The 24,860-nt window shown below is 57.0% G+C and carries 30 protein-coding genes and 1 tRNA gene; 20 read left to right on the top strand and 11 right to left on the bottom strand.

Going from position 1 to position 24,860, the window contains the following annotated elements; translation table 11 throughout:
- Positions 1 to 160 precede the first annotated feature (160 nt).
- A complete protein-coding gene (locus tag ACZ6ZO_RS05260) occupies positions 161 to 1,393 on the top strand; it encodes a tyrosine-type recombinase/integrase (protein WP_465291084.1) in 1,233 nt (410 codons plus the stop codon).
- On the opposite strand, the gene ACZ6ZO_RS05265 is transcribed toward ACZ6ZO_RS05260, so the two are convergent.
- Positions 1,368 to 1,730: a helix-turn-helix domain-containing protein gene (locus tag ACZ6ZO_RS05265; RefSeq protein WP_465291086.1), complete on the bottom strand. Its 363-nt coding sequence runs from the start codon at positions 1,728 to 1,730 to the stop codon at positions 1,368 to 1,370. The genes ACZ6ZO_RS05260 and ACZ6ZO_RS05265 overlap by 26 nt on opposite strands.
- A 139-nt stretch (positions 1,731 to 1,869) precedes the next feature.
- Between ACZ6ZO_RS05265 and ACZ6ZO_RS05270 the strand changes: the two genes are divergently transcribed.
- From ACZ6ZO_RS05270 to ACZ6ZO_RS05295, 6 genes are all read left to right on the top strand, one after another.
- Positions 1,870 to 2,079, top strand: a complete 210-nt coding sequence (locus ACZ6ZO_RS05270) for a helix-turn-helix domain-containing protein (protein WP_465291088.1) — start codon at positions 1,870 to 1,872, stop codon at positions 2,077 to 2,079.
- Between the two features lie 92 nt (positions 2,080 to 2,171).
- On the top strand, positions 2,172 to 2,771 hold the full coding sequence (locus ACZ6ZO_RS05275; protein WP_465291090.1) for a hypothetical protein: 600 nt from the start codon (positions 2,172 to 2,174) through the stop codon (positions 2,769 to 2,771).
- Positions 2,771 to 3,832: an AAA family ATPase gene (locus tag ACZ6ZO_RS05280; RefSeq protein WP_465291092.1), complete on the top strand. Its 1,062-nt coding sequence runs from the start codon at positions 2,771 to 2,773 to the stop codon at positions 3,830 to 3,832. Before ACZ6ZO_RS05275 ends, ACZ6ZO_RS05280 begins: the two co-directional genes overlap by 1 nt.
- A gap of 64 nt (positions 3,833 to 3,896) precedes the next feature.
- Positions 3,897 to 4,400 (top strand): hypothetical protein, encoded by a 504-nt coding sequence (locus ACZ6ZO_RS05285; RefSeq protein WP_465291094.1) that lies wholly within the window; start codon positions 3,897 to 3,899, stop codon positions 4,398 to 4,400.
- Complete coding sequence (locus tag ACZ6ZO_RS05290; RefSeq protein WP_465291096.1) at positions 4,397 to 4,621, top strand: hypothetical protein; 225 nt, start codon at positions 4,397 to 4,399, stop codon at positions 4,619 to 4,621. The genes ACZ6ZO_RS05285 and ACZ6ZO_RS05290 overlap by 4 nt, the downstream gene beginning before the upstream one ends.
- Positions 4,622 to 4,973: 352 nt before the next feature.
- Positions 4,974 to 5,234 (top strand): hypothetical protein, encoded by a 261-nt coding sequence (locus ACZ6ZO_RS05295; RefSeq protein ID WP_465291098.1) that lies wholly within the window; start codon positions 4,974 to 4,976, stop codon positions 5,232 to 5,234.
- On the opposite strand, the gene ACZ6ZO_RS05300 is transcribed toward ACZ6ZO_RS05295, so the two are convergent.
- The gene (locus ACZ6ZO_RS05300; protein WP_182384886.1) at positions 5,231 to 5,587 is read right to left on the bottom strand and encodes a lipoprotein; all 357 of its coding nucleotides are present in this window, start codon (positions 5,585 to 5,587) and stop codon (positions 5,231 to 5,233) included. The genes ACZ6ZO_RS05295 and ACZ6ZO_RS05300 overlap by 4 nt on opposite strands.
- Positions 5,588 to 5,792: 205 nt before the next feature.
- Between ACZ6ZO_RS05300 and ACZ6ZO_RS05305 the strand changes: the two genes are divergently transcribed.
- Complete coding sequence (locus ACZ6ZO_RS05305; RefSeq protein ID WP_465291100.1) at positions 5,793 to 6,404, top strand: NUMOD4 motif-containing HNH endonuclease; 612 nt, start codon at positions 5,793 to 5,795, stop codon at positions 6,402 to 6,404.
- A gap of 181 nt (positions 6,405 to 6,585) precedes the next feature.
- Complete coding sequence (locus ACZ6ZO_RS05310) at positions 6,586 to 6,975, top strand: hypothetical protein (RefSeq protein WP_465291102.1); 390 nt, start codon at positions 6,586 to 6,588, stop codon at positions 6,973 to 6,975.
- A 114-nt stretch (positions 6,976 to 7,089) separates the two neighbouring features.
- On the opposite strand, the gene ACZ6ZO_RS05315 is transcribed toward ACZ6ZO_RS05310, so the two are convergent.
- The 3 genes from ACZ6ZO_RS05315 to ACZ6ZO_RS05325 form a co-directional block, all read right to left on the bottom strand.
- Entirely contained in the window at positions 7,090 to 7,497 is a 408-nt protein-coding gene (locus tag ACZ6ZO_RS05315) for a hypothetical protein (RefSeq protein WP_465291104.1), read from the bottom strand.
- 136 nt (positions 7,498 to 7,633) lie between these two features.
- Positions 7,634 to 8,023 (bottom strand): hypothetical protein, encoded by a 390-nt coding sequence (locus ACZ6ZO_RS05320; RefSeq protein ID WP_465291106.1) that lies wholly within the window; start codon positions 8,021 to 8,023, stop codon positions 7,634 to 7,636.
- A 267-nt stretch (positions 8,024 to 8,290) separates the two neighbouring features.
- Positions 8,291 to 8,365 (bottom strand) — tRNA-Gly (locus ACZ6ZO_RS05325).
- A 122-nt stretch (positions 8,366 to 8,487) separates the two neighbouring features.
- Here ACZ6ZO_RS05325 and ACZ6ZO_RS05330 point away from each other — a divergent pair.
- Both ACZ6ZO_RS05330 and ACZ6ZO_RS05335 read left to right on the top strand, forming a co-directional pair.
- Positions 8,488 to 8,703, top strand: coding sequence for a helix-turn-helix transcriptional regulator (locus ACZ6ZO_RS05330; protein ID WP_343160367.1), 216 nt, complete (start codon positions 8,488 to 8,490; stop codon positions 8,701 to 8,703).
- A gap of 51 nt (positions 8,704 to 8,754) precedes the next feature.
- Positions 8,755 to 9,531, top strand: coding sequence for a DUF1542 domain-containing protein (locus tag ACZ6ZO_RS05335; protein WP_182385575.1), 777 nt, complete (start codon positions 8,755 to 8,757; stop codon positions 9,529 to 9,531).
- A gap of 31 nt (positions 9,532 to 9,562) precedes the next feature.
- On the opposite strand, the gene ACZ6ZO_RS05340 is transcribed toward ACZ6ZO_RS05335, so the two are convergent.
- Positions 9,563 to 10,036 carry a ribose-5-phosphate isomerase gene (locus tag ACZ6ZO_RS05340; RefSeq protein ID WP_182385574.1) on the bottom strand — a complete coding sequence of 158 codons (474 nt, stop codon included), beginning with the start codon at positions 10,034 to 10,036 and terminating at the stop codon, positions 9,563 to 9,565.
- A 97-nt stretch (positions 10,037 to 10,133) separates the two neighbouring features.
- On the opposite strand from ACZ6ZO_RS05340, the gene ACZ6ZO_RS05345 reads away from it, so the two are divergent.
- The 5 genes from ACZ6ZO_RS05345 to ACZ6ZO_RS05365 all read left to right on the top strand — a co-directional run bounded on the left by ACZ6ZO_RS05345 (position 10,134) and on the right by ACZ6ZO_RS05365 (position 13,629).
- Entirely contained in the window at positions 10,134 to 11,285 is a 1,152-nt protein-coding gene (locus ACZ6ZO_RS05345) for a TIGR04053 family radical SAM/SPASM domain-containing protein (RefSeq protein WP_208767951.1), read from the top strand.
- Positions 11,286 to 11,369: 84 nt separating this feature from the next.
- Positions 11,370 to 11,921 (top strand): hypothetical protein, encoded by a 552-nt coding sequence (locus ACZ6ZO_RS05350; protein ID WP_465291109.1) that lies wholly within the window; start codon positions 11,370 to 11,372, stop codon positions 11,919 to 11,921.
- A gap of 37 nt (positions 11,922 to 11,958) precedes the next feature.
- Positions 11,959 to 12,639: an HNH endonuclease family protein gene (locus tag ACZ6ZO_RS05355; RefSeq protein WP_182385571.1), complete on the top strand. Its 681-nt coding sequence runs from the start codon at positions 11,959 to 11,961 to the stop codon at positions 12,637 to 12,639.
- 155 nt (positions 12,640 to 12,794) lie between these two features.
- Positions 12,795 to 13,052, top strand: a complete 258-nt coding sequence (locus ACZ6ZO_RS05360) for a hypothetical protein (protein ID WP_465291111.1) — start codon at positions 12,795 to 12,797, stop codon at positions 13,050 to 13,052.
- A gap of 292 nt (positions 13,053 to 13,344) precedes the next feature.
- On the top strand, positions 13,345 to 13,629 hold the full coding sequence (locus ACZ6ZO_RS05365) for a hypothetical protein (protein WP_465291113.1): 285 nt from the start codon (positions 13,345 to 13,347) through the stop codon (positions 13,627 to 13,629).
- Here the strand turns inward: ACZ6ZO_RS05365 and ACZ6ZO_RS05370 are convergent.
- A complete protein-coding gene (locus tag ACZ6ZO_RS05370) occupies positions 13,626 to 14,243 on the bottom strand; it encodes a mycothiol-dependent nitroreductase Rv2466c family protein (RefSeq protein ID WP_465291115.1) in 618 nt (205 codons plus the stop codon). The two genes, ACZ6ZO_RS05365 and ACZ6ZO_RS05370, sit on opposite strands and share 4 nt — an antisense overlap.
- Positions 14,244 to 14,298: 55 nt before the next feature.
- Here ACZ6ZO_RS05370 and pepN point away from each other — a divergent pair, with 55 nt between their 5' ends.
- On the top strand, positions 14,299 to 16,878 hold the full coding sequence (gene pepN, locus ACZ6ZO_RS05375) for an aminopeptidase N (RefSeq protein ID WP_465291117.1): 2,580 nt from the start codon (positions 14,299 to 14,301) through the stop codon (positions 16,876 to 16,878).
- A 169-nt stretch (positions 16,879 to 17,047) separates the two neighbouring features.
- Here pepN and ACZ6ZO_RS05380 read toward each other — a convergent pair whose 3' ends face one another.
- Positions 17,048 to 19,693, bottom strand: a complete 2,646-nt coding sequence (locus ACZ6ZO_RS05380; protein WP_465291119.1) for a choice-of-anchor M domain-containing protein — start codon at positions 19,691 to 19,693, stop codon at positions 17,048 to 17,050.
- A 120-nt stretch (positions 19,694 to 19,813) separates the two neighbouring features.
- Between ACZ6ZO_RS05380 and ACZ6ZO_RS05385 the strand changes: the two genes are divergently transcribed.
- Genes ACZ6ZO_RS05385 through ACZ6ZO_RS05395 form a run of 3 tightly spaced genes read left to right on the top strand, consistent with a single transcriptional unit; the run spans position 19,814 to position 21,624 of the window.
- Positions 19,814 to 20,302, top strand: a complete 489-nt coding sequence (locus ACZ6ZO_RS05385; protein ID WP_465291121.1) for a lipoprotein LpqH — start codon at positions 19,814 to 19,816, stop codon at positions 20,300 to 20,302.
- A gap of 33 nt (positions 20,303 to 20,335) precedes the next feature.
- On the top strand, positions 20,336 to 21,247 hold the full coding sequence (locus ACZ6ZO_RS05390) for a mechanosensitive ion channel family protein (protein ID WP_465291123.1): 912 nt from the start codon (positions 20,336 to 20,338) through the stop codon (positions 21,245 to 21,247).
- Positions 21,244 to 21,624 carry a globin gene (locus ACZ6ZO_RS05395; protein WP_182385564.1) on the top strand — a complete coding sequence of 127 codons (381 nt, stop codon included), beginning with the start codon at positions 21,244 to 21,246 and terminating at the stop codon, positions 21,622 to 21,624. The genes ACZ6ZO_RS05390 and ACZ6ZO_RS05395 overlap by 4 nt, the downstream gene beginning before the upstream one ends.
- Here the strand turns inward: ACZ6ZO_RS05395 and ACZ6ZO_RS05400 are convergent.
- The 3 genes from ACZ6ZO_RS05400 to ettA form a co-directional block, all read right to left on the bottom strand.
- Positions 21,621 to 22,229: a DUF8185 domain-containing protein gene (locus ACZ6ZO_RS05400; RefSeq protein ID WP_465291125.1), complete on the bottom strand. Its 609-nt coding sequence runs from the start codon at positions 22,227 to 22,229 to the stop codon at positions 21,621 to 21,623. The two genes, ACZ6ZO_RS05395 and ACZ6ZO_RS05400, sit on opposite strands and share 4 nt — an antisense overlap.
- Positions 22,230 to 22,231: 2 nt before the next feature.
- Positions 22,232 to 22,720, bottom strand: coding sequence for an acyl-CoA thioesterase (locus ACZ6ZO_RS05405; RefSeq protein WP_465291127.1), 489 nt, complete (start codon positions 22,718 to 22,720; stop codon positions 22,232 to 22,234).
- A 402-nt stretch (positions 22,721 to 23,122) separates the two neighbouring features.
- Positions 23,123 to 24,793: an energy-dependent translational throttle protein EttA gene (ettA, locus tag ACZ6ZO_RS05410; RefSeq protein ID WP_208767961.1), complete on the bottom strand. Its 1,671-nt coding sequence runs from the start codon at positions 24,791 to 24,793 to the stop codon at positions 23,123 to 23,125.
- Between the last annotated feature and the right edge of the window lie 67 nt (positions 24,794 to 24,860).

Raw genomic sequence — 24,860 nt, forward strand, 5'->3', positions numbered from 1 at the left:
ACGGGAATCGAACCCGCGTCACCAGCTTGGAAGTCCGGTGTTCACGTAATCCCTACCTTTGGTTACGCATTTTGCTCGACAATCAATAGTTGAAGTGCGTAACATTATGTTGCAAGAGGGGCGGTTTTAAGCCCCGATTTCAGCACCAAGGAGCAGTGGAATGAAACGTGTGAAAGCACTCGGCAAGGGCACCATTTATAAGGAGAAAGATGGTCGACTCCGCGCCGGTTTCACAATCGGCTACGACGGCACCGGCAAGCAACTCCGCCGAACCGTCTCCGCGAGAACCGAGCCGGAGCTCTACCGCAAGCGCGAGGACTTGATCAAGGAGCTGCTGAACTCCAACATGGCACCCGGAAGCGTCACCGTGGAAACTTGGGCGGCATACTGGCTGACCGAGATCGCCGCAGACAAACTGGAGCCACGGGTCCTAGAGGATACTCGGGGCAAGGTGAGAAAGTACATCTCACCGTGCTTGGGGCAGTACTTGCTTCAAGATGTGGGGGCCGAGGAGATCCGTGAGCTTCACCGCTTCGTCCGCTCACACGGTATCTCGGAGCGCACCGTCCAGATCGTCCACTCCGTCGCCTCGGTGATGTTTAAGGCGGCGGTGCGCGAAGACAAGATTGATGTGAACCCGTGCGACAAGGTGGACCGACCAAGGGCGCTAAGCAGGCCGCGCGAGGCACTATCAGTGATGGAGGCCCGCCGAATCATCATGTGCTCCATCAAGGAAGAAGACCCACTAGCCTCGCTATGGACCAGCGCTCTGTTCCTCGGGTGCCGCAAGAATGAACTGCTGGGGCTGGAGCGCCCGCGTCTCGATCTTGAGCTTGGTTTCGTTGACCTGTCATGGCAGATCAAGTCGTTACCGTGGGGTCATGGCCCCGGCTGTCACTGCGGCGAGAAGGTGAAGCCGTATCAGTGCCCGGAGCGGATTACGCCGATGCCTCCGGGGTACGAGCACCGACACGCTGTTGGCTCCTATTATTGGACGCGTCCTAAGACTACGAAGTCTGTGCGTGCCACGCCACTCCCCTCCCCGCTGTGGGCCGGGCTGGACGCGTACATCCGGGCCACGCCGACGGGGCGGCTTGGTTTGGTATGGGCGAAGGAGAACGGTGACCCGCTATCCCCGAGGGCGGTGACAGCGGCGTGGCGTGAAGCGTGCAAGCGCGCCGGGGCGCCAGCGGTGGACTTCCACTGCGCCCGCCACACCACTGTGTCACTGCTTCTTGAGGGTGGGGTAAGTCCGGAGGTGATCGCGCAGATCGTGGGGCACTCCACTATTGCATCTACTCGCCAGTACATGCACGTGAATCACCGCCTGGCGCGGGAGGCTATGGACTCACTGGCTGATGTTATGGCTATTTCCCCGCCCGCAGACCGTTAATGAAGGCGTGGACTAGTTTTAGCTGCTCGGTGCTGAGGGTATGGAGCGACTCGGTGACGACCTGGATAAGGTTGTTTACGTCGTCGTGCTTCACCCTGTCCCCTCCGAGCGTGATCAGTTCGTCTGCGTCGAGGTTGAGGATAAGGGCCGCGCGGACGAGGTAGCCGGAGGGGATTTGAACCGGGACGCGCTTGCCGTGGAGTGGTTTGGTTCCGAGTTCGATCATTCGCCACCATCCCTCAGATACGCCGATTTCTGCGGCGGCTCTTCTGATGCTTAGGCCGTGTTTTTCTCTGGCCTCTTTGAGGCGTTTTCCGACTTCCCACTGCTCGCTCATGCTTTTTAGCATATCGGACGTGTTTCTTCCCGCCACCCCGGCTACGAACTGAAACGTATTGTTACGCTGTTTTACTTTTTGCTACATGTGTTATATACTTATTTATGCGTAACATTACGCCCTATCGAAAGGACTCCTAATGATCCAACCTGCAACTGAGATCATCCTCGATAAACCGGCGTACCGGCTGGCTGAGATCGAGAAGCTGTTCAACGTGTCACGCCATACGGTGTACCGCTGGCGGAAAGAAGGCGCGCTCAGGACGCGCCGTAAGGGAAACACCGTGATCGCCACGGCCCAGGATGTAAAGAACTTCATCGCAACGTGGGAAGACGGGGTCGCGGCATAAAAGAACCCGCCCCGGCGCTGCAACACCATGATGGGACGGGTTTTGCGATTCCCGAAAGGACTCCTAACCCGTAACGAGAAAGGAAAAAAGGAATGCAAGATCAAGACTACACGAAAGAGGTCGTAAAGACCAGCACGGACCGGCAAGTAAAACACCAGAGGGTGCTTCTCGAGGCTGCACTCCTTAAATTGTTTGAGAGCCGTCACAAGGAATTCAAGGCAGAAGTCGCCAGTGAATTTTCCCCTGGCGATAAAACAGATGTGAAGAACGCGCAAGGGCTAAAGATGGGAGGCTTGTCGATGTCTTCCCCAAATAAAGCAGCTATTTGCGTTGATAGGAACATATTCTTTGCCGACGCAAACGATAAAGGGTTTGAGGTTTTCGATAAGCTACCAGACCCCGACTCTGAGAAGGGTCGTCAAGCACTCGCTTTTCTATCTGAGCACGCGCCGGACCTGCTAGAGGCGGACATCTCGAAAGCTGAGGCCGATGCGCTATCGAAAAGTGTTCTAGAGCATTGGCAGGTCACCGGTGAGCTACCCGCCGGGTGGGAGATCGTCGAAGTATCTAAGCCGAGGTTCACGGTCACACTCGCGCGTGATGGCGTAGCGAAGGCAGCGATAGAACATCTTATGAATCAGGTTCACGGCTTAATTGATTTAAAGGCGCTTGAGAAGGGCGGTGAAAAGTAATGGCCATCAAAACCAGAAAACCTACCGGGCGTGTCGCGTTCCCCATGATCCTACTGGCCGGTGAGGCCGGGGCCGGTAAAACCTGGGCCGCGCTTGAGACCAGCGCCATGCAGGAGGTAGACCGCTGCTTCGTGATCGAGATCGGCGAGGGGCAGGCAGATGAATACGCAGCCATCCCAGGGGCTGATTTTGAGATCGTCGAGCATGACGGCACCCTGGGGCAAATCCGTCAGGCTATCGCAGACGCTAGCGCTGAATCGTCAGCCGAGGGCATGTTCAATCTTTTGGTGATTGACTCCATGACCGAGCTGTGGAATCTCCTGAAGGACGAGGCCCAGGCCGCTGCGAACCAGCGTCGCCGAGGCCGGAAAAATCAGGACGGCGACTACTCCATCTCAATGGATTTGTGGAACAGGGCTAACGACGTCTGGGAGGGTGTGATCGGTCAACTCAAGCGATTCCCCGGCCCTGTTCTGCTTACGGCCCGGCTCACAACCGCCGCTGTGGTTGACGGTGACGGGCGCCCGACCGGGGCGAAGGATTGGAAGATCGACGCCCAGAAGAACCTCCCGTACCGTGCCCCGGTGGATGTGCGGGCGCGGAAAAATGGCTCAAGGATGCCGCGTTCTACCAGCAACCCGCAGCCGGTGCCCATTTTGTGTTGTTCGGACACTTCCACCAATTCCAAGCACTCACCTCAGGGCCTCGCACGTTCCTGTGCTCCAACACCTACGACGGCGGCTCTGACTGGTTTGCTGAGCACAACGGCGGTGCATGGCAACAACCATTCGCCACCGCATTCACCACCCACGGTGGCCAACTACTCGATTTGCAGCCGATCTAGTCCACCATTTGAGCAACACAAAGGACACCACATGAGCCGAATGCTAGGAAACATGCCGTCGCGGGCGTTTTGCCATTGTTGCAACGAACCGTTCAAAACGAAGAAGGCCGCTCGAAAGATCGAGGAACGGCAATGGCGCAAAGACATGTGGTGCGAAACCGACAGCGAACAGCCAATGACCCCATACCACCATTTCAACACAGAAGAATCCGCATGATCCCGCTTATCCTCGCTTCCGCCCTCATTGCGTGGGCATACGTACACGAATTGGAGAACCGACCATGAACGACAACGAACGCCTAGATCTGTTCCGAGGCAGTGCTGAGGAAGAAGCAGCCCACCGACGCGAAGTAGACACCCAGTGGTGTGACCAGGGCGCCCCAGACGAACTAGCAGCCGAATGGGGCGAAACCTTTACGACACCAAATGCGGAAAAGTGGCTGCGTAAACACGGCTTCAAACCAGGAACACCAGTGACAGCACCGAACCCGCAGCCACTACCTGACGGCACCACAAGCACATGCAATGAGTTCGCTGGCAAGCCATACATCACGCTACGAGCCACATGGCCCCCGCAATCTTGCCCCGCCTACTACCAGTTCCCGAACGGTGTACAAGTCGCGGACATCTCAGAGCACCTCACCAGCAACGGCGGGCAAGTTGTCCAATACGTCGCCAGATCAACCCGTCTCGACGGACTAAATAAAGGCGAAGTGCTGAAAGACCTCATGAAAGCCCGCGACCTGCTCAACCGCGAGATCCGACGCATACAGGATGCGCAATGACCGACGATACGACCCGGCGCGCGATGCGCCTGCAGGCCGAATACGAGCGACGCCAAGCATCGCGGTTCATGGCGCACACACCCAGGCCATGGGGACGCATCAGCCAGCCAGAACGCGACGAACACATCGGCATCACACGCGCCGTTTTGAACGGTGAAGCAAAGTACAACGGCACGAAAATCCCCGCATGGGCACGAATGATCATCGAGGAACCACTATAAAACACTACAAGCACTGGGATTGTGTCATCATCCCCACAGGTGACGGGAAATGCTTCCTCATCCACCTACCCACATGGACAAAACTGTACCGGGATCGCATAGAATACCGCGACCTTTACCGGGGTATGAGTCGGCCCCGCGTCCCATCAGACAAAAACAAGACCTTCACCCCACGCAAAGGCCATGGTTGGAATGATGTGCACTACCAGCTGTTCACGGTGGAACAGGCCGAAAGAGTTGCTGAGGATATTGCGTGTGGTGACCCGCTGCCAGCGGTAACACTCCCCTTGTCGCACCATGATCTTACGCAGGTGTGGCCGTTCTTGAGTGATCTTTTAGGAGATTTGATTATATGAGCTGCGAATGCGAGTTTTTCAACAACGAACCACCAAACAGTCTCGCAAGTATCGCCGAAAACTATTGCTCCGGCCAGCTAGACGAAGGCGACATCATCACCGACGCAATCATCATCGGCTACGCCACCAACCCTAACCACCCCGACGAACACGCCATCGTGGTTAATTCAGGTGAATGCAAGGACAGGGGACGCATGGTGTACATGCTGACAGACGCACAACACTCCATCCTCAACACCAGGCAAAACCACTACTAGCGGGATTTGAACGACCCTAGCGTCGGGTCATCCCACGCCCCGTTAACCAAATCATCGTGTCTATCGTGACACACGAACGTGTTAGAAGCGCGAATATATCGGCGCACAATCCCTGGATACATGGGGCTAGTTTCCGTGATGATAGCATCTTCATTTTTGCCGTCACGTAACGCCTGACAGTATTCTTCCGCGTCCTTTAATCGATAATCGGCACCGTATTTATCGGCCATCTCCATCCTCACATAGGCCACCTGAATATCTGAGTTCTCGCGCAGGAGCGGGGCCGGCTCAGGCTTGGAGCACCCGGTGAGTGCGAGGGCTGCGACTAGGGTGGTAATGATGATTCGTTTCATGCCCTCAGTCTATCCCCTAGCCAACCCCCAGCGGGTGACAATCTCCACCCATGACACATTCACACATCAATTAGTTATCCACAGTGGCAACTCAAAAAGCGCTGCTACCAGTACAAATAAGATAGAATTGAAACAAATAACGGCCCGGAAAGCGATTGGAGCGCTAACCGAGCCTGTCCACAATGACACGATTGGAGCGTGCATCATGGCTAATCCTCAGCCTACCTGTCCATGCGGAAAACCAGAAACATGGAAGCCTGTCGTTGGATACGAAGGAAGCTACGAAGTATCAGATCACGGGCGCGTAAGAAGCCTAGACAGAGTGCTGGAAACAAAACAAGGTTTGCGGAAATGGCCTGGAAGAATGATGGCCCCATGTCCAGATGCGCAAAACAGGATGGTTGTAAATCTCAGGAAGGGCGGCGAATCGCAACAAGCGAAAGTCCATAGGCTTGTGATGCTTGCTTTCATCGGGCCATGCCCAACTGGGAAAGTTGTTTGCCACAATGATGGAAAATCAACAAACAACCATATTGAAAATTTGAGATATGACACTCAGTCAGAAAACAACTTTGACGCAGTTCAACATGGGACACACCACTGGGCTGCAAAAAAGCGTTGCAAGTACGGGCATGCGTTTATTCCTCAAAACCTTGTGCCATCTCAACTCAAAAGAGGCGGAAGGAATTGTCTTGCATGCGCCCGCGCTAGGAATCATGTGACCCGTCACCCAGAACTAGCCAACTCTTACCAACAGGTATCTGATAGTTACTTTGAAGATATCGTAAGGAAATCAGTTGGCAACAGTAGAAGCTAATATCGGTTCGTTTGAACGTGTCCCAGTAGAGTCGCTGTCCCTCTACTATAAGAACCCGCGCATCGGCGATGTAGATCTAATCGTTGAGTCGATTAAGGCAAATGGCATTTACAAGCCGCTTGTAGTCAATCGTGGAACGTTCACTGGTAGAAAGAACGAAGTCCTGGCTGGAAACCATAGCTTGCTGGCTATCAAGCGCATCGCAGATGAGCAAGCAAGTGAACAGGCATGGCAAGAGATCGACGTTTACATGGTTGATGTGGATGAAGACCATGCTTCCAGGCTCGTGCTTATTGATAATAAGGCAAGTGATTCGAGTTCCTACGACGTAGAAGCATTGACCGAATTACTCAGGTCTGTGGATGACCTCGACGGCACCGGCTTCACAGACGAAGAGTACAACGCCATCCTCGAAGCCCTCGACGGCGACAACGACGAAGAAGAAGAGCCAGAGCATAACCCGCAAACAGTGGAGGGCATCGGATTGTTGGTGAACTGCTCGGACATCGCCGAACGTGAAGCCTTACGTGCCGAGCTACTATCGCGCGGCTTCGAAGTCGGCGACGCCTAAAACATAAAAACCACGCATTTTTATAAATAAGCACCACACCTAATCCGGCAAGATATTGCCTATTCGCCCAATCCTTGTCAGATTAGGGGGTGCCTAATCCACCAATCGGCAAGATCATTCCGGCACAGACCAGGCTCGTTTCACCCGTGGTTGGTTCCACCCGCAGGCCTGTGCGATAGCGTAATCGGTGGCCCCGGCATCGTGCGCCTTCTTAATGAGGCCTCGAAGCTCCTGCTCAAGCTCGGCTACCTCACCCTGTAGGGCCTTCAGCTCTGCACCTACGGCCCGCACCTTATCTAGCTCTGGTGAGTCCCCGGCACTATCGTCATCGACGTGGATGATGCGGTCGAGCACCAGGTATTGCCCCGGCTCCCGCGCTTGCTGGACGCATTCACCCCACCTGGGGCTATTGGGGTCGGGTGATGGTAGGGGGAATGCTTTCCGCCCGTAGGTGGATCGGCAGACCGTGGCGACCGTGCGCCCCCGCACCGCCCCGGCTTTACTGAACGTGACGATTACCATCGTGTTCTCCTTCTGTGCTAGTGTTGGTGGTGGCTCGAGCTCCCCGCACGTAGCGGGGGTGAGCCGTCCTGGTTGCTTTGTGACCAGCTTTCCCCGCACCTAGCGGGGATTTTCTTTTTGCGGGCCAGCTGCCCCCTTAGGCGTGGTAGCCGAAGTGGGCCAAGATCGCGGTCTTCAGCTGGGCAAGTTCAGCGTCGGTAAAGTCCTCGTCTCGCAGGCCGAAGAAAACGTCGATGATGTCAGCGCAGACCTCTTGGCCCCAGTGCGTGTGCTGGAATTTTTCGGCTGCTTTTTGCGCGGCGAACTCGGACACCCAGTCGTGGCGGGACTTGTGGGTGAGGTCGATCGTCTCGAGGATCGCCTTCCCGCGGTAGTACTGCCGTGTCCAGTAGTCGGTTTCTGCCTGGGGGTATTCGGCGTAGCCCATGTTTTCCCGGTGTGCGTGGTGGTTGGCGCAGGTGGTGAGGTAGATTGCGTGGGCGCGCATGATGTAGGCGGTGTAGTCCTTGATGGTGCCGGTGTTCATTGTGGGGTCCTTTCTTTTCCCTCTCTTGCTTACAAACCCATGCTAACACATGTTAGTAACAGTTGGTAATAGCGGGGGCAACTGGAGGGGGGCAAGAAAAAGACCCTCGACATCTTAGATCAGAAAGATCAAATGCCGAGGGTCAACTCTCTGGAGCCGTAAACCAGCGCTTAAGCACATTTTTAGCACCACGATAGCGTTACGCGCCCCACCTAGGAGGCAAAGCGGCAACCGCATTAGCGCAGGTAAACCAGCTATTTTAAGTATTGGAGGGAATGACGGGAATCGAACCCGCGTCACCAGCTTGGAAGGCTGGGGTAATAGCCACTATACGACATTCCCGAATGTGGTACGTCGGGTAACTATAGCGCATGTGATCCCACTTTCCAAAATCGTCATTCCGTTATCGAACTGTGCCACTTTGGGAACCTTATTTATAATTTGCCTCGTTAAAATTGTGTGGCATGAAACCTAAAATTATCGATTCTGATACTGGTCAGGAGCTCTGGACAGCATCTGAATGCGCGGAGTTTTCTAGCACCGCACGTGGCACTTTTACTAGCTATGCCGGCCGAGGTCGCGCACCGAAGCCAGTGGCGAAGCTGCACGGGTTGACGCTGTGGAGTTCTGAGGACGTTAAGGAGTGGGCACAGGACCGGCAGAAGCAAAAGGGGAACTAACTTAACTCTTCACTCGTTGCTGTTGTAAGTGAACGGTTTACAAGGAGCAACGTGTTATCTCTAGTCCTTATCTTCGGAGTTGTCGCCGCTGCGGTATTCGCGGTGTCTAAATTGTCATCGCAAGGCGGGGCGAAGCAGGAGGCAGCTCGTTTTGACGATGCTGTGGCTGATGCTCGGCGGTGGATTGACCGTCTAGGCTCGCAGGTACTTAGCCTGACGGGCTCTGATGCGGCCTCTACCCAGGCAATGGCCGATGCTTCTGAGCGTTTCAATGCCGCAAGTTCTCAGATCAGCACAGCTCAGACCACTCGGCAGGCAGAACTTGCCCGCGAGTCAGCGCTGGAAGGTCTGCATTATGTCAATGCCGCCCGAGAAATCATGGGGATGCCCGCCGGTCCAGAGCTGCCGCCGCTCGAGGGGCAGCGCCAGGCGGGCCGGGTGACAGAAGAGCGCACGATTGATTTCGAAGGCAAGCAGATCACTGCGTCTCCGCAGGCAAGTGCTCATGCGCAGCACTACTATCCTGGCGGCATGGTGGCTGGGCGCCCAGTTCCGGCTGGGTGGTATTCGGAACCGTGGTGGGCGTCGGCAATGCGCACGGGCATGTGGACAGCGGGGTCAGTTCTGCTCTTTTCCACCATGTTCGGAGGCATGTCCGGGGTCGGTTATGACGCGTCGGCGTTCGAGGCCGGTTACGGCGATGGCTTCCAGGACGGCCTACAGGCCGGTGGTATGGACGACGCCGGTGGCGGGCTTTTCGACGACTCCCCCGGCGATCCCGGAGACTTTGGTGGCGACTTCGGCGATTTCGGAGGCTTCGACTTTTAACTAACAAAACCCCGGCGGACCGGGGTTTTTCTTATTCAGCTGGCAGCGCTGGGGCGATGCCGGTTTTCTCGTAGTCCGCGAGGATGTCGATACGGCGCTGGTGGCGCTCCGCCTGACTCCACTCCTGGTCCAGGAAAGCCTCAACGATGGCGAGGGCTTCTTCCTTGGAGTGCATACGACCCCCGAGGCCAATGAGCTGTGCGTTGTTGTGCTCGCGGGCAAGGCGGGCAGTCTCTGGGGACCATGCCAGCGCACAGCGGGCGCCCTTGACCTTGTTGGCTGCGATCTGTTCACCGTTGCCGGAACCGCCGAGGACGATACCAAGGGAACCTGGGTCGTTGACAGTACGGGAGGCTGCTTCGATGCAGAACGCCGGGTAGTCGTCGTCGGCATCGTAGGTGTGAGCGCCGCAATCAATGACCTCGTGTCCAAGGCCCTTGAGGTGCTCGGCGATAATGTTCTTCATTTCGAACCCTGCGTGGTCCGCTCCTAGGTATACGCGCATGTGACCGATTGTAGTTGTTTGTCACAAAGTTGGACGAACCACTCATGGCGGGGCTAGCGTCGGAGTTAACTGCCTGCTGATAGAAAGTGTTTCTGACGTGTCTCATGCGCCTGTAGTTCGTACCGTCCGCCATGACATTAACACCAAGCCTTTCATTGTCATCTGGGAAGTGACCCGGGCCTGTGGTTTGGTGTGCAAGCACTGCCGCGCGGATGCCCAGCATGAGCCGAACCCGAACCAGCTCACGCTAGAGGAAGGCAAAAAGCTGCTGGAGAACCTGGCCAGCTATGAAAAACCGTTACCGCTGGTGGTCCTCACCGGCGGCGACCCATTCGAGCGTGATGACCTGGAGGAGCTGACTCGCTACGGCACAAGCCTCGGGCTGAATATGTCCCTGTCCCCTTCGGTCACCCCTAAACTCACCCCGGAGCGGATTCATGCGCTGCGGGAGGCGGGTGGCAAGGCGATGTCTATGTCTCTCGACGGTGCGACGGCACAAACGCACGACGCATTTCGCGGTTTCTCTGGAACCTTCGATAAGACGGTAGCTATGGCACCGGTCATCAATGAAGCAGGCTACCGACTGCAGATTAACTCGACACTGACCAAGAAGAATATCCACGAAGCCCCCGCGCTACTCAAAACCGTTATGGGAATGGGCGCAAAGATGTGGTACGTGTTCTTCCTGGTTCCCACAGGCCGAGGCGCGGACCTCGATGCCCTGAGCCCGGACGAGCGCGAAGATGTGTTGCACTGGCTGGCGGATGTCTCCAACCGCATCGCCATCAAGACGACCGAAGCACCGCAGTACCGTCGAGTGGTGATCCAAAATCAGCAAGGGGTTCCCTTTGAAGGTGGCCCGCTGTATGAGGAACTCACTGCAAAGACTACTGAGCTGTTGGGCGCTGTTCCTGAGCATCCCCGCCCGCCGCGCGCCCCGATGGCGGTGAACTCGGGCTCCGGTTTCGCATTCATTGATCACATTGGCGACGTCTACCCCAACGGGTTCTTGCCACTGCACTGTGGCAACGTAAAGGAGCAGGATTTCCACGATATTTACACCAATTCGCCCGTGTTCAAGAAGCTCCGCGACCCAGATCATTGGCATGGCAAATGCTCGGTGTGCGAGTTCCACCATGTCTGCGGTGGTTCTCGTTCCACGGCTTATGCGTTGACCGGGGACATCAGCGCCTCTGACCCGACTTGCGTGTATGTGCCACCGGCGTGGCGGGAGCGCGCTACCAGCTAGATAACATTTCTATTAATAGCCCTGCATCTCTTTCGCTTTCAGGTTTTAATAGCTGGTAATTTCAGCGAACTGAAGGGAGTCCCCATGCGGGCGATTGTCATTGCTGGTGCGCTGCTCACCTGTGCCGCCATTGCCGGTTGTACATCTACTGATGACAGTAAAGTTACTGAGCCTGTGGCACAGCCTCCTGCCACGAGCAGTGTCGTCACTAGTAGCACTCCACCTGCCAAGCAGGGAGATCGGGCGCCCTCAAACCCTAAGTTTGCGAAACTCACCCCTAATGTCGTACTGGGCAGTACTGATTATGCGAAGTATTGGACCAGCTCTGGCCTGAAGTATGACAAAAAGGCACGCACCGTCACGGTCACGTTTAATGGTTCGTCAGATGCACTGGTCATGCTAGATAAGGACCCCAGCAAGGCAGTACAGCTGCCGTTCACTGCAGATGTGACCACCACGGATTACTACATCAATCTGATGGCGGGAAGTCTTGACCGCAGTACCTCGTTGACGTGCAGTGTGACGTACAACGGCAAGCCGGTGCTCGAGAATTCGTGGGCCGAGGACGGCAAGATTTCGTGTTCTGTCCCAGCAGAGCTGCTAGCCGATATCGATGCCGGAAAGGTGACGTACTAAAATTCTCCGGGAGTATTTTCCCTAAGGAGTTGTTACCGTGCGCCGTATCGCGGCCAGCCTGATAGCTGTTTTTTGCCTCACCAGCTGTACCAGCACAGAGGGGCCGACGGAATATGCGGCAGCTTCGGCACCACAGCCGGTGGCGTCGGCAAGCAATGCGAGCTTGGACTTGCTCAATTCCTTGCCCGTGAAGGGACGCGCACCGAAAACTGGTTACGCACGCGATAAGTTCCGGCATTGGGATGACGACGTGACGGTGGAGCTGGGACACAACGGGTGCGATACTCGCAATGACATTCTGCAGCGCGACCTCGTTGAGGAAACCTTCAAACCGCGCACCCACAACTGCGTGGTGCTCACCGGGGTGCTGCACGACCCGTACACCGGAACCGACATCAACTTTGTGCGCGGCCCACATTCCTCGGACGTCCAGATAGACCATGTGGTGTCGCTATCGAATGCGTGGCAGACGGGGGCGCAGCAGCTTAACGACGACCAGCGCCGCAATTTCGCAAACGACCCGCTGAATCTGTTGGCTGTTTCCGGTCCGGCCAATCAACAAAAAGGCGATGGCGACGCGGCCACCTGGCTGCCGGCGAACAAAGCATTTCGCTGCGACTACGTCACTCGCCAGGTTCAGGTGAAGGCCAAATACCAGCTGTGGGTCACTGCCCCGGAAAAGGAAGCGATCTCAAGAATCCTCGCAAACTGTGGCTAAGGCTGCCTGCGCACACTAGTATTTACCGAAATACTTATCACAGCACAGTGAGGACCCCTCATGATCCGGAGCACGGCGTCAGCGACAATAGCCCTACTTTCCTTATCAGGCTGCGGGATGGGGGAACAAGCTGCTCGCGACAAAACCAAGAAGAGATGACCGAGTTTTATACGCAGCTCGAAAAGGACATTGCGGAGCAACGGCGAACCGCTACCCCGCTGGACGATAGCTTGGTGGAAGAGATCACGTTGGAGTTCGAGTCGACAGAACCTACTGGCATGCTGCAGTACGTCGATGAACTCGGGGACAACATGGTCCTGGAACAGCCACTCCCCCACACCATGACGATCAAAGCAAAAATCGAAGGTAGTGCAGCATCGATTTCGCTAGCCCCATCGACCCAGAGAAGATGAAAGAGGACATTCGTTTTAGCTGTCGCGCACTGAGAAACGGTACTGTAATTGCCGAGCATATCAACGCGGAGAAAATGGCAAACTGCGCCTGGGATGGGATTCTATATTCACAATGAAAAAAATTGCCCCACTACTGCTGTTACTGACCGTCAGTGCTTGCACTTCTTCACCGACACCGGAACCGGCTCCCTCGCCGACCATCAGCGCACCATCAAGCCACACCCCTACCGGCCCCGCGGGAGCGCTCGATGAGCTGGGAAGTTCAAGTGCATCAATAAATCGCGTATATTCCGTGACCATTGAGGCCACGGGCAATGCCCCAACAGCCCACATCACCTACAGCGCCTCAGGCACCTTAGTTAATATCGACGCCGCGCCCTTACCATTCCAGGAAAAAGCCGAGATCTCGGGAATCTCCCCCGTGATGACAGTGACGTTGGACAATCCAGGCCCGGATCCACAGGTATCCTGCAAGGTCACTTACCACGGCGAGACCGTAGCTGAAGTAGTGGACTCTTCGGGGCAAGCGACCTGCCGCCTAGATACTAAGAAGATCCGGGACATCGACGCCCGCTAATCAAACTGCGGTTTTTCGGTCCTGGTGCGCTTTAGTTCGAAGAAATGCGGATAACCTGCGAGAGCAAATGCACCATCAAAAATCCGGCCAGCTTCCTCGCCTCGTGGAATGCGGGTGAGAACTGGGCCGAAGAAGGCTGTGTCCCCGAGCTTGACTACCGGGGTGCCAACCTCATCGCCCACCTCATCCATCGCGCCTTGGTGGAATTCGCGCAGGGCGTCATCCCACTCCTCGGTGTTCGCCACCTCAGCCAATGACGCAGGCAAACCGACCTGCTCCAACGCAACCGGGATCAGGTCGTCGTAGCCGCCGAAACCTTTGCGGCCACCGTTACCGTCATTGTGCACCAGCGTTCCAAGAGTCGTGTAGAGTTCATCCACCTGTTCCGGATACTGCGTGGCAACCGCGGCAAACACCCGCGCCGGGCCCCAATTGGCCTGCATTTTCTTCATGTACTCGGGATCCAAGTCCCGGCCGTCGTTAAGCACGGCAAGAGACATTGGCACCCAGGTCACTTTGATGTCGCGCACCTGCTCGACCTCCTTGATCCAGCGGGAGGTTATCCAGCAAAACGGGCAGGATACGTCGAACCAAAACGTCACTTCAGAATTCATGCCATACACCTTTCGCTCGCGGTAAATTGGAACCCAATTGTAGAGAAAGGACACCATGACTTCTATCAATCTCACGCGCGACGAAGCTAACCGACGCTCCGAGCTGCTGAAAGTCTCCCACTACGACATCGACCTCGACCTCACCACCGGCGAGGACACGTTCGAATCCCGCACCGTCGTCACCTTCACGGTGCTTAAGCCGGGCGACACCTTCATCGACCTGCGCGCCGATCGCGTCACCGCCACCCTCAACGGCGCTGCGCTTGAGGCCGGCTACTCCCCAGAGGACGGCCTGGCTCTCACGGGCCTTACTCCAGGCGAGTACACCCTGGTTGTTGACGCCACCATCCCCTACTCCCACACTGGCCAAGGCCTGCACCGCTTCGTCGACCCCGCAGACAACCAGCCTTACCTCTACACCCAGTTCGAAACCGCGGACGCGAAGCGCATGTTCGCCTGCTTCGACCAACCTGATCAGAAGGCCACCTACCGCATTTCCGGCGTGACGCCGAAGGACTGGAAGTTCATCACCAACGCTGAAACCGCTGTCGAAACCGAAGGTGAGTTCCTGCGTCATACTGCTTCCGTCGATTACTTGCTGTCGACATACCTCGTCGCGGTCTGCGCCGGGCCATACCATGAGGTGCGCGACACCTGGCGCGGCACACTCACCCACCACCCAGAAACCCCAGCCGACCAGCCACACGAGCTGGAAATCCCGCTTGGTATCTACTGCCGAGCCTCCATCGCATCCTCGTTGGACGCAGAGCGCCTGTTCACCGAAACTAAGCAAGGCTTTGACTGGTACCACCGCAACTTCGGCTACGCCTACCCCTTCGGCAAGTACGACCAGCTGTTCGTCCCAGAATTCAACATGGGAGCCATGGAAAACGCAGGCTGCGTCACTTTCCGCGACGAATACGTCTTCACCTCCAAGGTCACCCGATACCGCTACGAGCGCCGTTGCGACACCGTCCTGCACGAGATGGCGCACATGTGGTTCGGTGACCTGGTGACCATGCAATGGTGGGATGATCTGTGGCTCAACGAGTCCTTCGCCACCTGGTCCGCGGCCATTTCGCAGGCGGAGGAAACCGAGTTCGACACCGCATGGGTCACCTTCGCGAACATCGAAAAGTCATGGGCCTACCAGCAGGATCAGCTGCCATCCACGCACCCGATCTTCGCGGACGCCACCGACATCGAAACAGTCGAAGCCAACTTCGACGGCATCACCTACGCAAAGGGCTCTTCGGTACTCAAGCAACTCCAGGCCTACGTAGGCCGTGAGGCATTCCTCGCAGGTGTCCGCCAACACTTCGCCAACCACGCCTTTGCAAACGCCACCTTTGACGACCTGCTCAGCGCCTTTGAAAAGGCCTCCGGGCGCGATCTGTCTACTTGGGCTGACCAGTGGCTCAAAACCACGGGCATCAACAAACTATCCCCGGTGTTTGAGGTAGCCGACGGCGCATACACCTCCTTCGCTGTTGAGCAGTCCGGCGCCCAGCCCGGCGCAGGCGAGCTGCGCACTCACCGCGTCGCCGTCGGGCTGTACTCGCTTATCGACGGCGCAGTCCAACGCACCCATCGAGTAGAAATCGATGTGGACTGCGCCTCTACCTCGGTTCCTGAGCTGGTCGGCCTGCCGGCCGCCGACCTCGTGTTGGTCAATGACGACGACCTCACGTACTGCCTCATGGGACTCGACGCAGGTTCCCTCGAGTTCGTTCGCGACAACATCGCCCGCATCACCGACCCGATGCCACGCACTCTCTGTTGGTCCGCCGCGTGGGAGATGACCCGCGCCGGAGAAATGAAAGCCCGTGACTTCGTAGCGCTGGTTGCCGCCGGTGCCGCCACCGAAACCGAGATCGCCGTGTTGGAGCGTATCTTGCAGCAAGCCACCACCGCCGTCACGTCCTACGCTGACCCGGACTGGGCTGCTGATCATGGCAACAACATGCTCGCTGAGCTGCTCCTTTCCGGAGTTCATGCCGCAACCCCAGGGTCAGACTTCCAGCTTGCGTTCGCACAGGCCCTGGCAAAGGTACGCCCGAATGACGCAGCCCTGGACTACTTCCGTGGTATCTTGGCCGGCACCGCGCCAGCAGGACTAGACATTGACGCTGACCTGCGCTGGTGGGCACTGACCGCCCTCATCGCCGCGGACGAAGTGGATGAACCACTCACCGAGATTGCCGCCATGCGCGCAGCTGACCCATCTGCCAGCGGACAAAACTCCGCATGGCGCGCAGAAGCAGCAATCAACACGGCGGACAACAAGGCAGACATCTTTGCCAAGCTGCTCGATCTCGACCATCCGCTTTCCAACCTGGACACGCGCCACAAGCTTGAAGGCCTTACCTTCGCGGGCGCTGCCGCCAATCTGGAGCAGTTCAACTCCGAGTACTACGCACGCGCCGCTGCCTTCTGGGACGGCGCCTCCTCCGAGGTCGCTCGTGCCACCCTCACCGGACTGTTCCCTGCATGGGATATCTCCGAGGCGGGTCTAGCTCGCGCTGACGAATTCTTGGCGACGAATCTCGTTCCTGGGCTGGAACGCGTCGTGGCGGAAGCACGCGACCGCATCGCCCGAGCACTGCGGCTGCGCAGCATTGACGCTGTCTCCTAAATGGGTTCACTGCCATTGTTAGGTGGGTTGCGCTGGTGATGCGATAGGGATTAGTCCCACGCGACAAATCCCTACGCTTTCCCAACACAAAACCCCAGGTAAACCGATGCCAAAAACGAAGGGGTTGGATACGACAACCACATCGCTATCCAACCCCCTTGATTTCAAACTAGCCACGGAGCCTGCGTAGTGACAGGAAAGCAAATCCCATTCCTGCCAGCCACATCGCGATTCCGATCAAAATCATCACGTTGGCACCTGTGGAAGCAAGCATCTTTTTGCCATTCTGAGCTGGAGCCGCGTTGGTACCAGCATTATGCTGTGCTCCTGATTGAGACTTAGTTCCGCCCTGGGCAGCTGCAGACTGGCTATTGCTGCCTCCTTCTTTCTGGGGTGCCGCGGCGTTTTTCAGATCCTTAACTACTTTGGCGGCCGCGACCACACCAGCAGTAATCAGGCCAGCTGTGAGCAGGTCTGTTTTTCCTTTGGAAGTATCCTTGCCGCCCGGAGTGTCCGGAACCCCTGGAGTCTCTGGAGTCCCGGGCGCTCCCGGGTTGCTTCCGGGGGCGCATTCGTCGTCGGTGATTTCTGTTTGACCTTTATCCAAGACGTGGAAGGTCACTGTATTCCATTCGGTTGCTTGGTCTGCGCCGATGAGAGTACGCATTTTCATGCGGTAAATGCCTGGCTTGGTAAACATCCAGTTGTTGTGCATATGCACGCGACCATCCCGTTTAAAGGATGCTGGACCATCGGAGCTCCCCAGCATTTCTTGGACTTTAGTTCCGAAGTTATCGGTAAGAAACGCCCACCATTGACCGTCCTTGGGTGCCTCTAGTGGTTCAATCTCAAAGGTCACCTGAGTGCCTTTTTCCAGACCAGGAACGTGTTCAGAGGAGAATCCGGGCCAGATCAGTCCTTGCTTTTGAGACTGGGATAGCGCCCACACGTGGTCACCGGTTCCCTTTAAGAAGGGGAACTTTTCTACTGTGATTCCTTTTTTACCGATTTGCTGACGAGCATGTGGCTTGACCACCAAGGCGACATTCGACGCGTCATGAGTGACATGCTTCTGGGAATGGATTCCAGAATCATCCCCCAGAGCAAAGGTTAATTTGTCGTTCAGCATGACAGGGCCTAAGTCGACGTGACCGTCGTCAATGCGAAGTTTCTCGCACTTCTGTGCTGGTGCCTCAGGTTCCGGCTCAGGTTCCGCCATCTTGGTTGACGCGGCAGGCGAGCCCGGCGAAGCAGTCTCTTTCGGCTTCGGATTCGGTTCCGCGTCTGGGGTGTCAGTCGGCTCAGGCGCAGCTGAAGTAGGTGTGGCTGGCGCTGACGTTATAGGATCGGGGTCGTTTTTCGGGGCCTGCGCTTTAGCCAATTGTGCTTTACCTGACACTTCACCTGATTCAGGGATCTCCATACTGAAGTTGGTGCGCTGGCCAATGGTGGTGGCATCTGGGGTGATCTCCAGGCGCAACACCATCCCCGGATCTGTGCAGCCTTCCCGGGTTTCTACCTGGGTCCTCTCCCCAGGAGCCGAGATGAAGTTGACTTCGCAATCTGGGTATTCCGCATCCTCAGACTCGTAATATCCACCCCGGACTCGGAAAGAAATCCGATCATCTGCTGGCTGTACGGTAATGGCGACCATATCCTCACCACGCTCATAGGGTTCGGTGGAGATGGTGACGGAGTTATCGGTGAGCTCTTTATCGCTGTAGTCGAATGCGGGTGCAGGGTCCTGGGATGCCGGTTCAGGGAAGTTACCGGCCTGCTGCGTCGTTAAGCCCTCTGCGGTGCGCTCGTATTCTAGGGGCTCAGAAACCCACCGGGCGCCCTTGCCAGCAGGAATGTATACCACCTGGAAGTTGCTCCTCTGGGAGCCGATCATCTCCGGCCAGGTAGCGGTGCCATTTTTTACCGGCACTTCCGCCAGGTAGTAGCCGTCGATGTAAAAGACCGCAGTTCCTGAATCCGAACTAGAGCCCGTGGAGAAAGTGAGATCGGTGAGATACTGCGCGTCCTTACCCCCGGAGGAAGCGTCATGAGGCTGGATAGTGAAGGAGTATTTACTGGTGTTTCCATCCTCTGCCTTGCTGTAGGCGGCGCGAATATCGCCTAGCCCATCGGGACTGGGGCGAGTGCCACCCACCTGCCAAGCCACGGTTTGCGGCTTGGAAGCAACCAGATTTCCCTCGAGGTCACGCGCGGAGGCACGGTAGGTCACCATGTATTGGCCGGGCCGGGTGAACGTGGTTTCGTTATGCGTATGCATGCCCGGATCAATCCAGGTGCTGCGCCTGCCCTGATCATGACTGGAAAGCAAGCGGGTAACTGGAAAATCCTCGGTAGAAGCAGTAAACAGCTCCATCTTGCCAGGGCCGTCAAAATCAATTAGGTCGAGTTGGAAGGATTCATCCCGGAACTGTTTCACCGGGATGGCACGGTCGGCACCAAAGCCGATCCACATCGGGTACCCTTTGTCCACGGCCGCGGGTGCCCAGTACAGCAGGTCACCTTCATCACCCAGGAATTTCAGGCGCGGGTCATCTCCCACTGGGAACACGTACTGCTGTTTCTTACTGGTGTCGCCCTTCCCGATCCAGTTGGCGGTTTCCTCGATGGGCTTTAGCCCTTGGGAGCTTTCCGACTTGAGGAGGAAGCTGTCGCCTTCCCAGAAAATTTTGGGCGAATCTACGTGTTCCTCGGTAGCGATGGACTTGTCATCATTGGGCCCCGCCACTGCGAAGTGTGGATTGAGACATAGGGACCCCGCCAGGAGCACACCCACTACCCTCTGCAATTTCTTCACGGCTGACTCTTTCTTGAAAATATTTTTAATTATTCACCAAGAAGATACACCGAAGTTTTCTCTTACTGAAAATCATTCACTAACTTTCTGTCTACTTCCTGGTCGACTACTGTGGAGGACATGGCCACACCACGTCCTCTTCGCGCGCTCACCGCGATTCCGCTCTTGTTTTTCGCCCTCACGGCCTGCGCTACCAACGAAGAAAAAGTGGCCACTAACCTGGAGAAACAAGATCCGGCACCTGTCGCACCTGCAAACACGACGCAAAGTCAACAGTCCACAGGGTCTGCTTTCCTTAACGGCTACCAGGTCCTCCCTTCGGGTGCCCCCGCTGTATGCGCAACCCATGGCGAAACCACGACCATCATCCTGGGCGAAATGCCCGCCAAAAACGCTGCGAGTGTGATCATTGACGGCCAAGGAGTGCAAACTCTTTCGATCTCCGATGCGGAAGACGCCGTCGAGATCACCAATCACGCCATCCCTGTGGAGTTGACGCGCGCGGACGGCGTAACCACGGTGTCCGGCACGGCCGAAGGAACCCGCGTGATTGGCAACCAATCCCAGCGTTTGGATATGACCTTCGTCATCACTGCTGCATGCGCTTAAGTTCGCTACCCTGGTGCGGTGATGCAAAACCACATGATTTCGTCAGTATCCACATGGTGGGATAACCCGACTACCCAGTTGTGGTTAGTAGACCGCCCTATCCAGATTGCGTTCATCTTGGTGCTGGCCCTGGTGGCCAACTGGGCGCTGCGCCGAGTGGTACGCAAGTTAACGCAACGCATCATTGACACGCCACCGCGCTTGCCGACGCTCGGTCCGTTGCGTTCCGAAGAAAAACCGGCAGCGGATCCCACCGATCCGCGTCGGGAATCGCGCATCCGCACGCTCGGAGCAGTAGCGACCTCCGCATTGTCGCTATTCGTATGGCTCTGGGCCATCATCGCGATTCTGGATGAAATCGGAGTCAATGTTGCCCCGATTATCGCCTCCGCTGGTGTGGTCGGTGTGGCGTTGGGCTTTGGCGCGCAATCCTTGGTGAAGGACTTCCTTTCCGGAATCTTCATGCTGGTCGAAGATCAGTATGGCGTAGGCGACACGATCGATGTCGGCGAGCTTACCGGCACCGTGGAAGATGTCAGTCTTCGGCTCACCACGCTACGCGACATCGACGGCACGGTGTGGTTCGTGCGAAACGGTGAGATCCTGCGCATCGGTAATTTCAGCCAGGGCTACGCCGTAGCGCGTATCGACGTACCCCTTGCCCTCGACAACGATGTCGCCGTAGCGAAGGAAACCATCCTTAAGGCCGCCACCGCAGCGGCTGAGGAAGCCGATTTGGCAACGGACATCCTCGACTCCCCGGTGGTCGATGGAGTGAACGCGATAATGTTTGACCACATGACTGTCCGAGTGCGAGTAAAAACGAAACCAGGAATGCAATGGTCCGTGCAGCGTGAAATGCTCGCCCGCATTGTCCCAGCCCTCAGCGCAGCGGGAATCAAACCGCCCTACCACTATCTTCCGCAACTGAAAGACCGCACATGACCTTCTATGATGCCGTGGGTGGCGAAGCCACCTTCAACCGAATCGTCCACGAGTTCTACCAGCGCATGCGGGCCGACGACCTCATCGGCCCCATGTACCCGGACGATGATTGGGAAGGCGCCGAAGACCGGCTCCGCTGGTTCCTCGCCCAATACTGGGGCGGCCCCCAGACATTCTCGGAGCAGCGCGGCCACCCGCGGCTACGTATGCGCCACAATCGATTCCCCATCGGTGTGGCAGAGGCGAAGCGCTGGCTGGAAATCATGCAGGCGTCCCTCGACACCATCCCAGAATCAGACCTCAGCGACGAGCACCGCGCCGCCATGTGGGATCACATGGTGCGCGTTGCCGACATGCTGATTAACAGGGCGGACTAAACCAGCAGGTTAATCCCGCGGGACTCGTAGACCGAACCAAACGGTGCGTCGATACGCACCCACCGGCCCTTACTCGCGACCCGCAAATGCCGCGGCAGGTCAGGATGAGTCGCAATACCGGGGATAAGCCCCAAAGAAGTACAGGTGAAAATCGCCCGCATCGATACCTCGGCAATCCCGTCGTCGCCCTCGACACGCAACACCCGCTGATCGAGTAGCGACTTCGGCGGGCCAAGTGGCCCAGAAAACTGACGTGCCAACGCCCGGCCCTGTTCCGCCAACTCGTGCACTACATCTACCGGTAGTACGTCCAGTTCCACAAAACCGGTTGCCGGTGGCAAAGCTCCCGGCCACGCCACAACGGGGCTCGGCGCCACCTGGCCGTCGAGAAGCTGCTGCGCTAAGAAGACGGTGTCCTCGCCCGTGAGCTCCCCCACTACCCGGCGCGACGCCAACACCTCAAAGGGGGTGGTGACAAAGACATCAAATGCGCCGTCTGCAAGTGGTTGCACTCTCACGAGGGCGCGCGCATCCAGGGCCACTGCGCGCTGCAGCAAAGAACGCAGTCCCCGTGCGCCCTGTGACACGCTGAAATCAGGCAGCATTCCTATTCTTCGCCGTCTTCGTTTTCGTCATTCCCGCCAGAACCAAGCGCAGCCTCCGGCGTGGAAACGCTAGCGAGCACCTTACGCTCAAACTCTTCAATAGGACGTGGCTTGCCTGTCTTAAGATCCACAGTGATCTGCACGCACTCCACCACGCAGGCCAACGCGCCGTGACGATCCTTAAGTTGCTGGACCGTTGTGAAGGATGTCCGTCCGATGCGAACCACCTGAGTCTCCACCATGACTTCCATCGTGTCCGGCATGATCGCGCTCAAGTAGTCAATTTTCATGGAACGCACGAAAGCCGCCGGCATGCTGTGGCCTCGCTCAACAAACTCCTCCATCGCGAACACTGCGCGAGCTTCCTGCGCAATCTCAATGTACGAAGCGTTGTTGATGTGCCCAAAACGATCGAAATCGCCCCACCGAACCGGAATCTTCGTCGTGTGGACCGGGCCTGAAAGCGGTCGATTTCCCTGCGCGTCGGTCATTAATCCTCCTCGATTCCAGCGCCTGCTCAGGCGTTGATATTGTGACACAGCCATCTTAGTAGCAGCGTGACTGTCACACACACTATCAGGGCGCCACCGGGCGCACCTTTGCTCCTTAACCCGCAAAACCCGGGAAGCATTTCCCGGGTTTCGGTAACTTTTTAGGCTTCACACCTGCTATTTCGGTGATTTCAGCCCAAGACCCGGGAATACTTCCCGAGTTTTAGTGAGAAAAGCCAGAACCACACATGAAACACCCCGAACCTCAGGGCCATGCCCAGGGGTTAAATAACGGCACGATGCCTCCAACCACCGAGCTGGGCACGCTTTTTCTTTTAAGCCGCTTTAGCGCCCCGGTAACAAAAAAAGTAGCCCCATTCCCGGGGCTACTTTCTCAAACTCTTAGCGAGTCAGCTTGCGGTGGGTGACGCGAGATGGGCGGGCAGCTTCCGCTCCGAGACGTTCCACCTTGTTCTTTTCGTAGTCTTCGAAGTTACCTTCAAACCAGAACCACTGGCCTTCAGCGACGTTGCCTTCCCACGCGAGGATGTGGGTACAGGTGCGGTCCAGGAACCAGCGGTCGTGGGAGATGACCACGGCGCAGCCAGGGAAGTTCTGGAGTGCGTTTTCCAGGGAGGACAGGGTTTCCACGTCGAGGTCGTTGGTTGGCTCGTCGAGGAGGATCAGGTTGCCACCCTGCTTGAGGGTCAGCGCCAGGTTGAGGCGGTTACGCTCACCACCGGAGAGGACCTTGGATGGCTTCTGCTGGTCTGGGCCCTTGAAGCCGAAGGCGGACAGGTAGGCGCGGGATGGCATTTCGTTCTGGCCAACGATGATGTAGTCGAGCCCGTCGGAGACGACTTCCCACACGGTCTTTTCCGGATCGATGTTTTCGCGCCCCTGGTCCACGTAGGACAGCTTGACGGTCTGACCGATTTTCACTTCGCCTGCGTCAGGTTCTTCCAGCCCCACGATGGTTTTAAACAGGGTGGACTTGCCCACACCGTTCGGCCCGATGACGCCCACGATGCCATTTCGAGGCAGGGTGAACGATAGGTCCTTGATCAGGACGCGACCGTCGAAGCCCTTCTCCAGGTTGGATACCTCCACAACCTGGTTACCCAGGCGTGGTGGGGTTGGGATCTGGATTTCTTCGAAGTCGAGCTTCTTGTACTTCTCGGCCTCGGCGACCATTTCTTCGTAGCGGTCCAGACGGGCCTTGTTCTTTGCCTGACGTGCCTTCGCGCCGGAACGAACCCAGGCGAGTTCTTCCTTCAGGCGCTTTTGCAGCTTCTGGTCCTTCTTGCCAGCAACTTCGAGGCGCTCTGCCTTCTTCTCCAGGTAGGTGGAGTAGTTGCCCTCGTAGGGGTACAGCTTGCCGCGGTCCACTTCACAGATCCAGCCGGCAACGTGGTCCAGGAAGTAACGGTCGTGGGTGACGGCCAGGACCGCGCCCTTGTAGTCCGCGAGGTGTTTTTCCAGCCACAGCACCGACTCAGCGTCCAGGTGGTTGGTCGGCTCGTCGAGAAGCAGCAAGTCTGGTTCGGACAGCAGCAGCTTCGCCAGCGCTACACGACGCCGTTCACCACCGGACAGGTGGGTGACTGGTTCGTCAGACGGTGGGCAGCGCAGTGCTTCCATGGCCTGTTCGATCTTGGAGTCGATCTCCCACGCGTCAGCTGCGTCGAGTTCCTCCTGCAACTTGCCCATTTCTTCCATGAGCTCGTCGGTGTAGTTGGTCGCCATTTCTTCGGCGATCTGCTCGAAGCGCTGCTTCTTCTCGAAGATCTCGCCCAATCCTTCTTCCACGTTCTCGCGAACGGTCTTCTCTTCGTTCAGTGGCGGCTCCTGCAGCAGGATGCCCACGGTGGCACCTGGGTCCAGGAATGCTTCACCGTTGGATGGCTGGTCAATGCCCGCCATGATCTTCAGGATCGACGACTTACCAGCGCCGTTCGGGCCCACGACACCGATCTTGGCGCCCGGGTAGAACGCCATGGTGACGTTATCCAGAATGACCTTATCGCCGTGCGCCTTACGCACATTCTTCATCGTGTAGATGAACTCGCCCAAGATTGCCCCTTTAGTAGAGAGTCCAGAAATTTTAGTCCCCTAAAGGGTACATGAGTGGGCAAGGCAT

The organism is Corynebacterium sp. NPDC104732 (genome assembly GCF_055583565.1).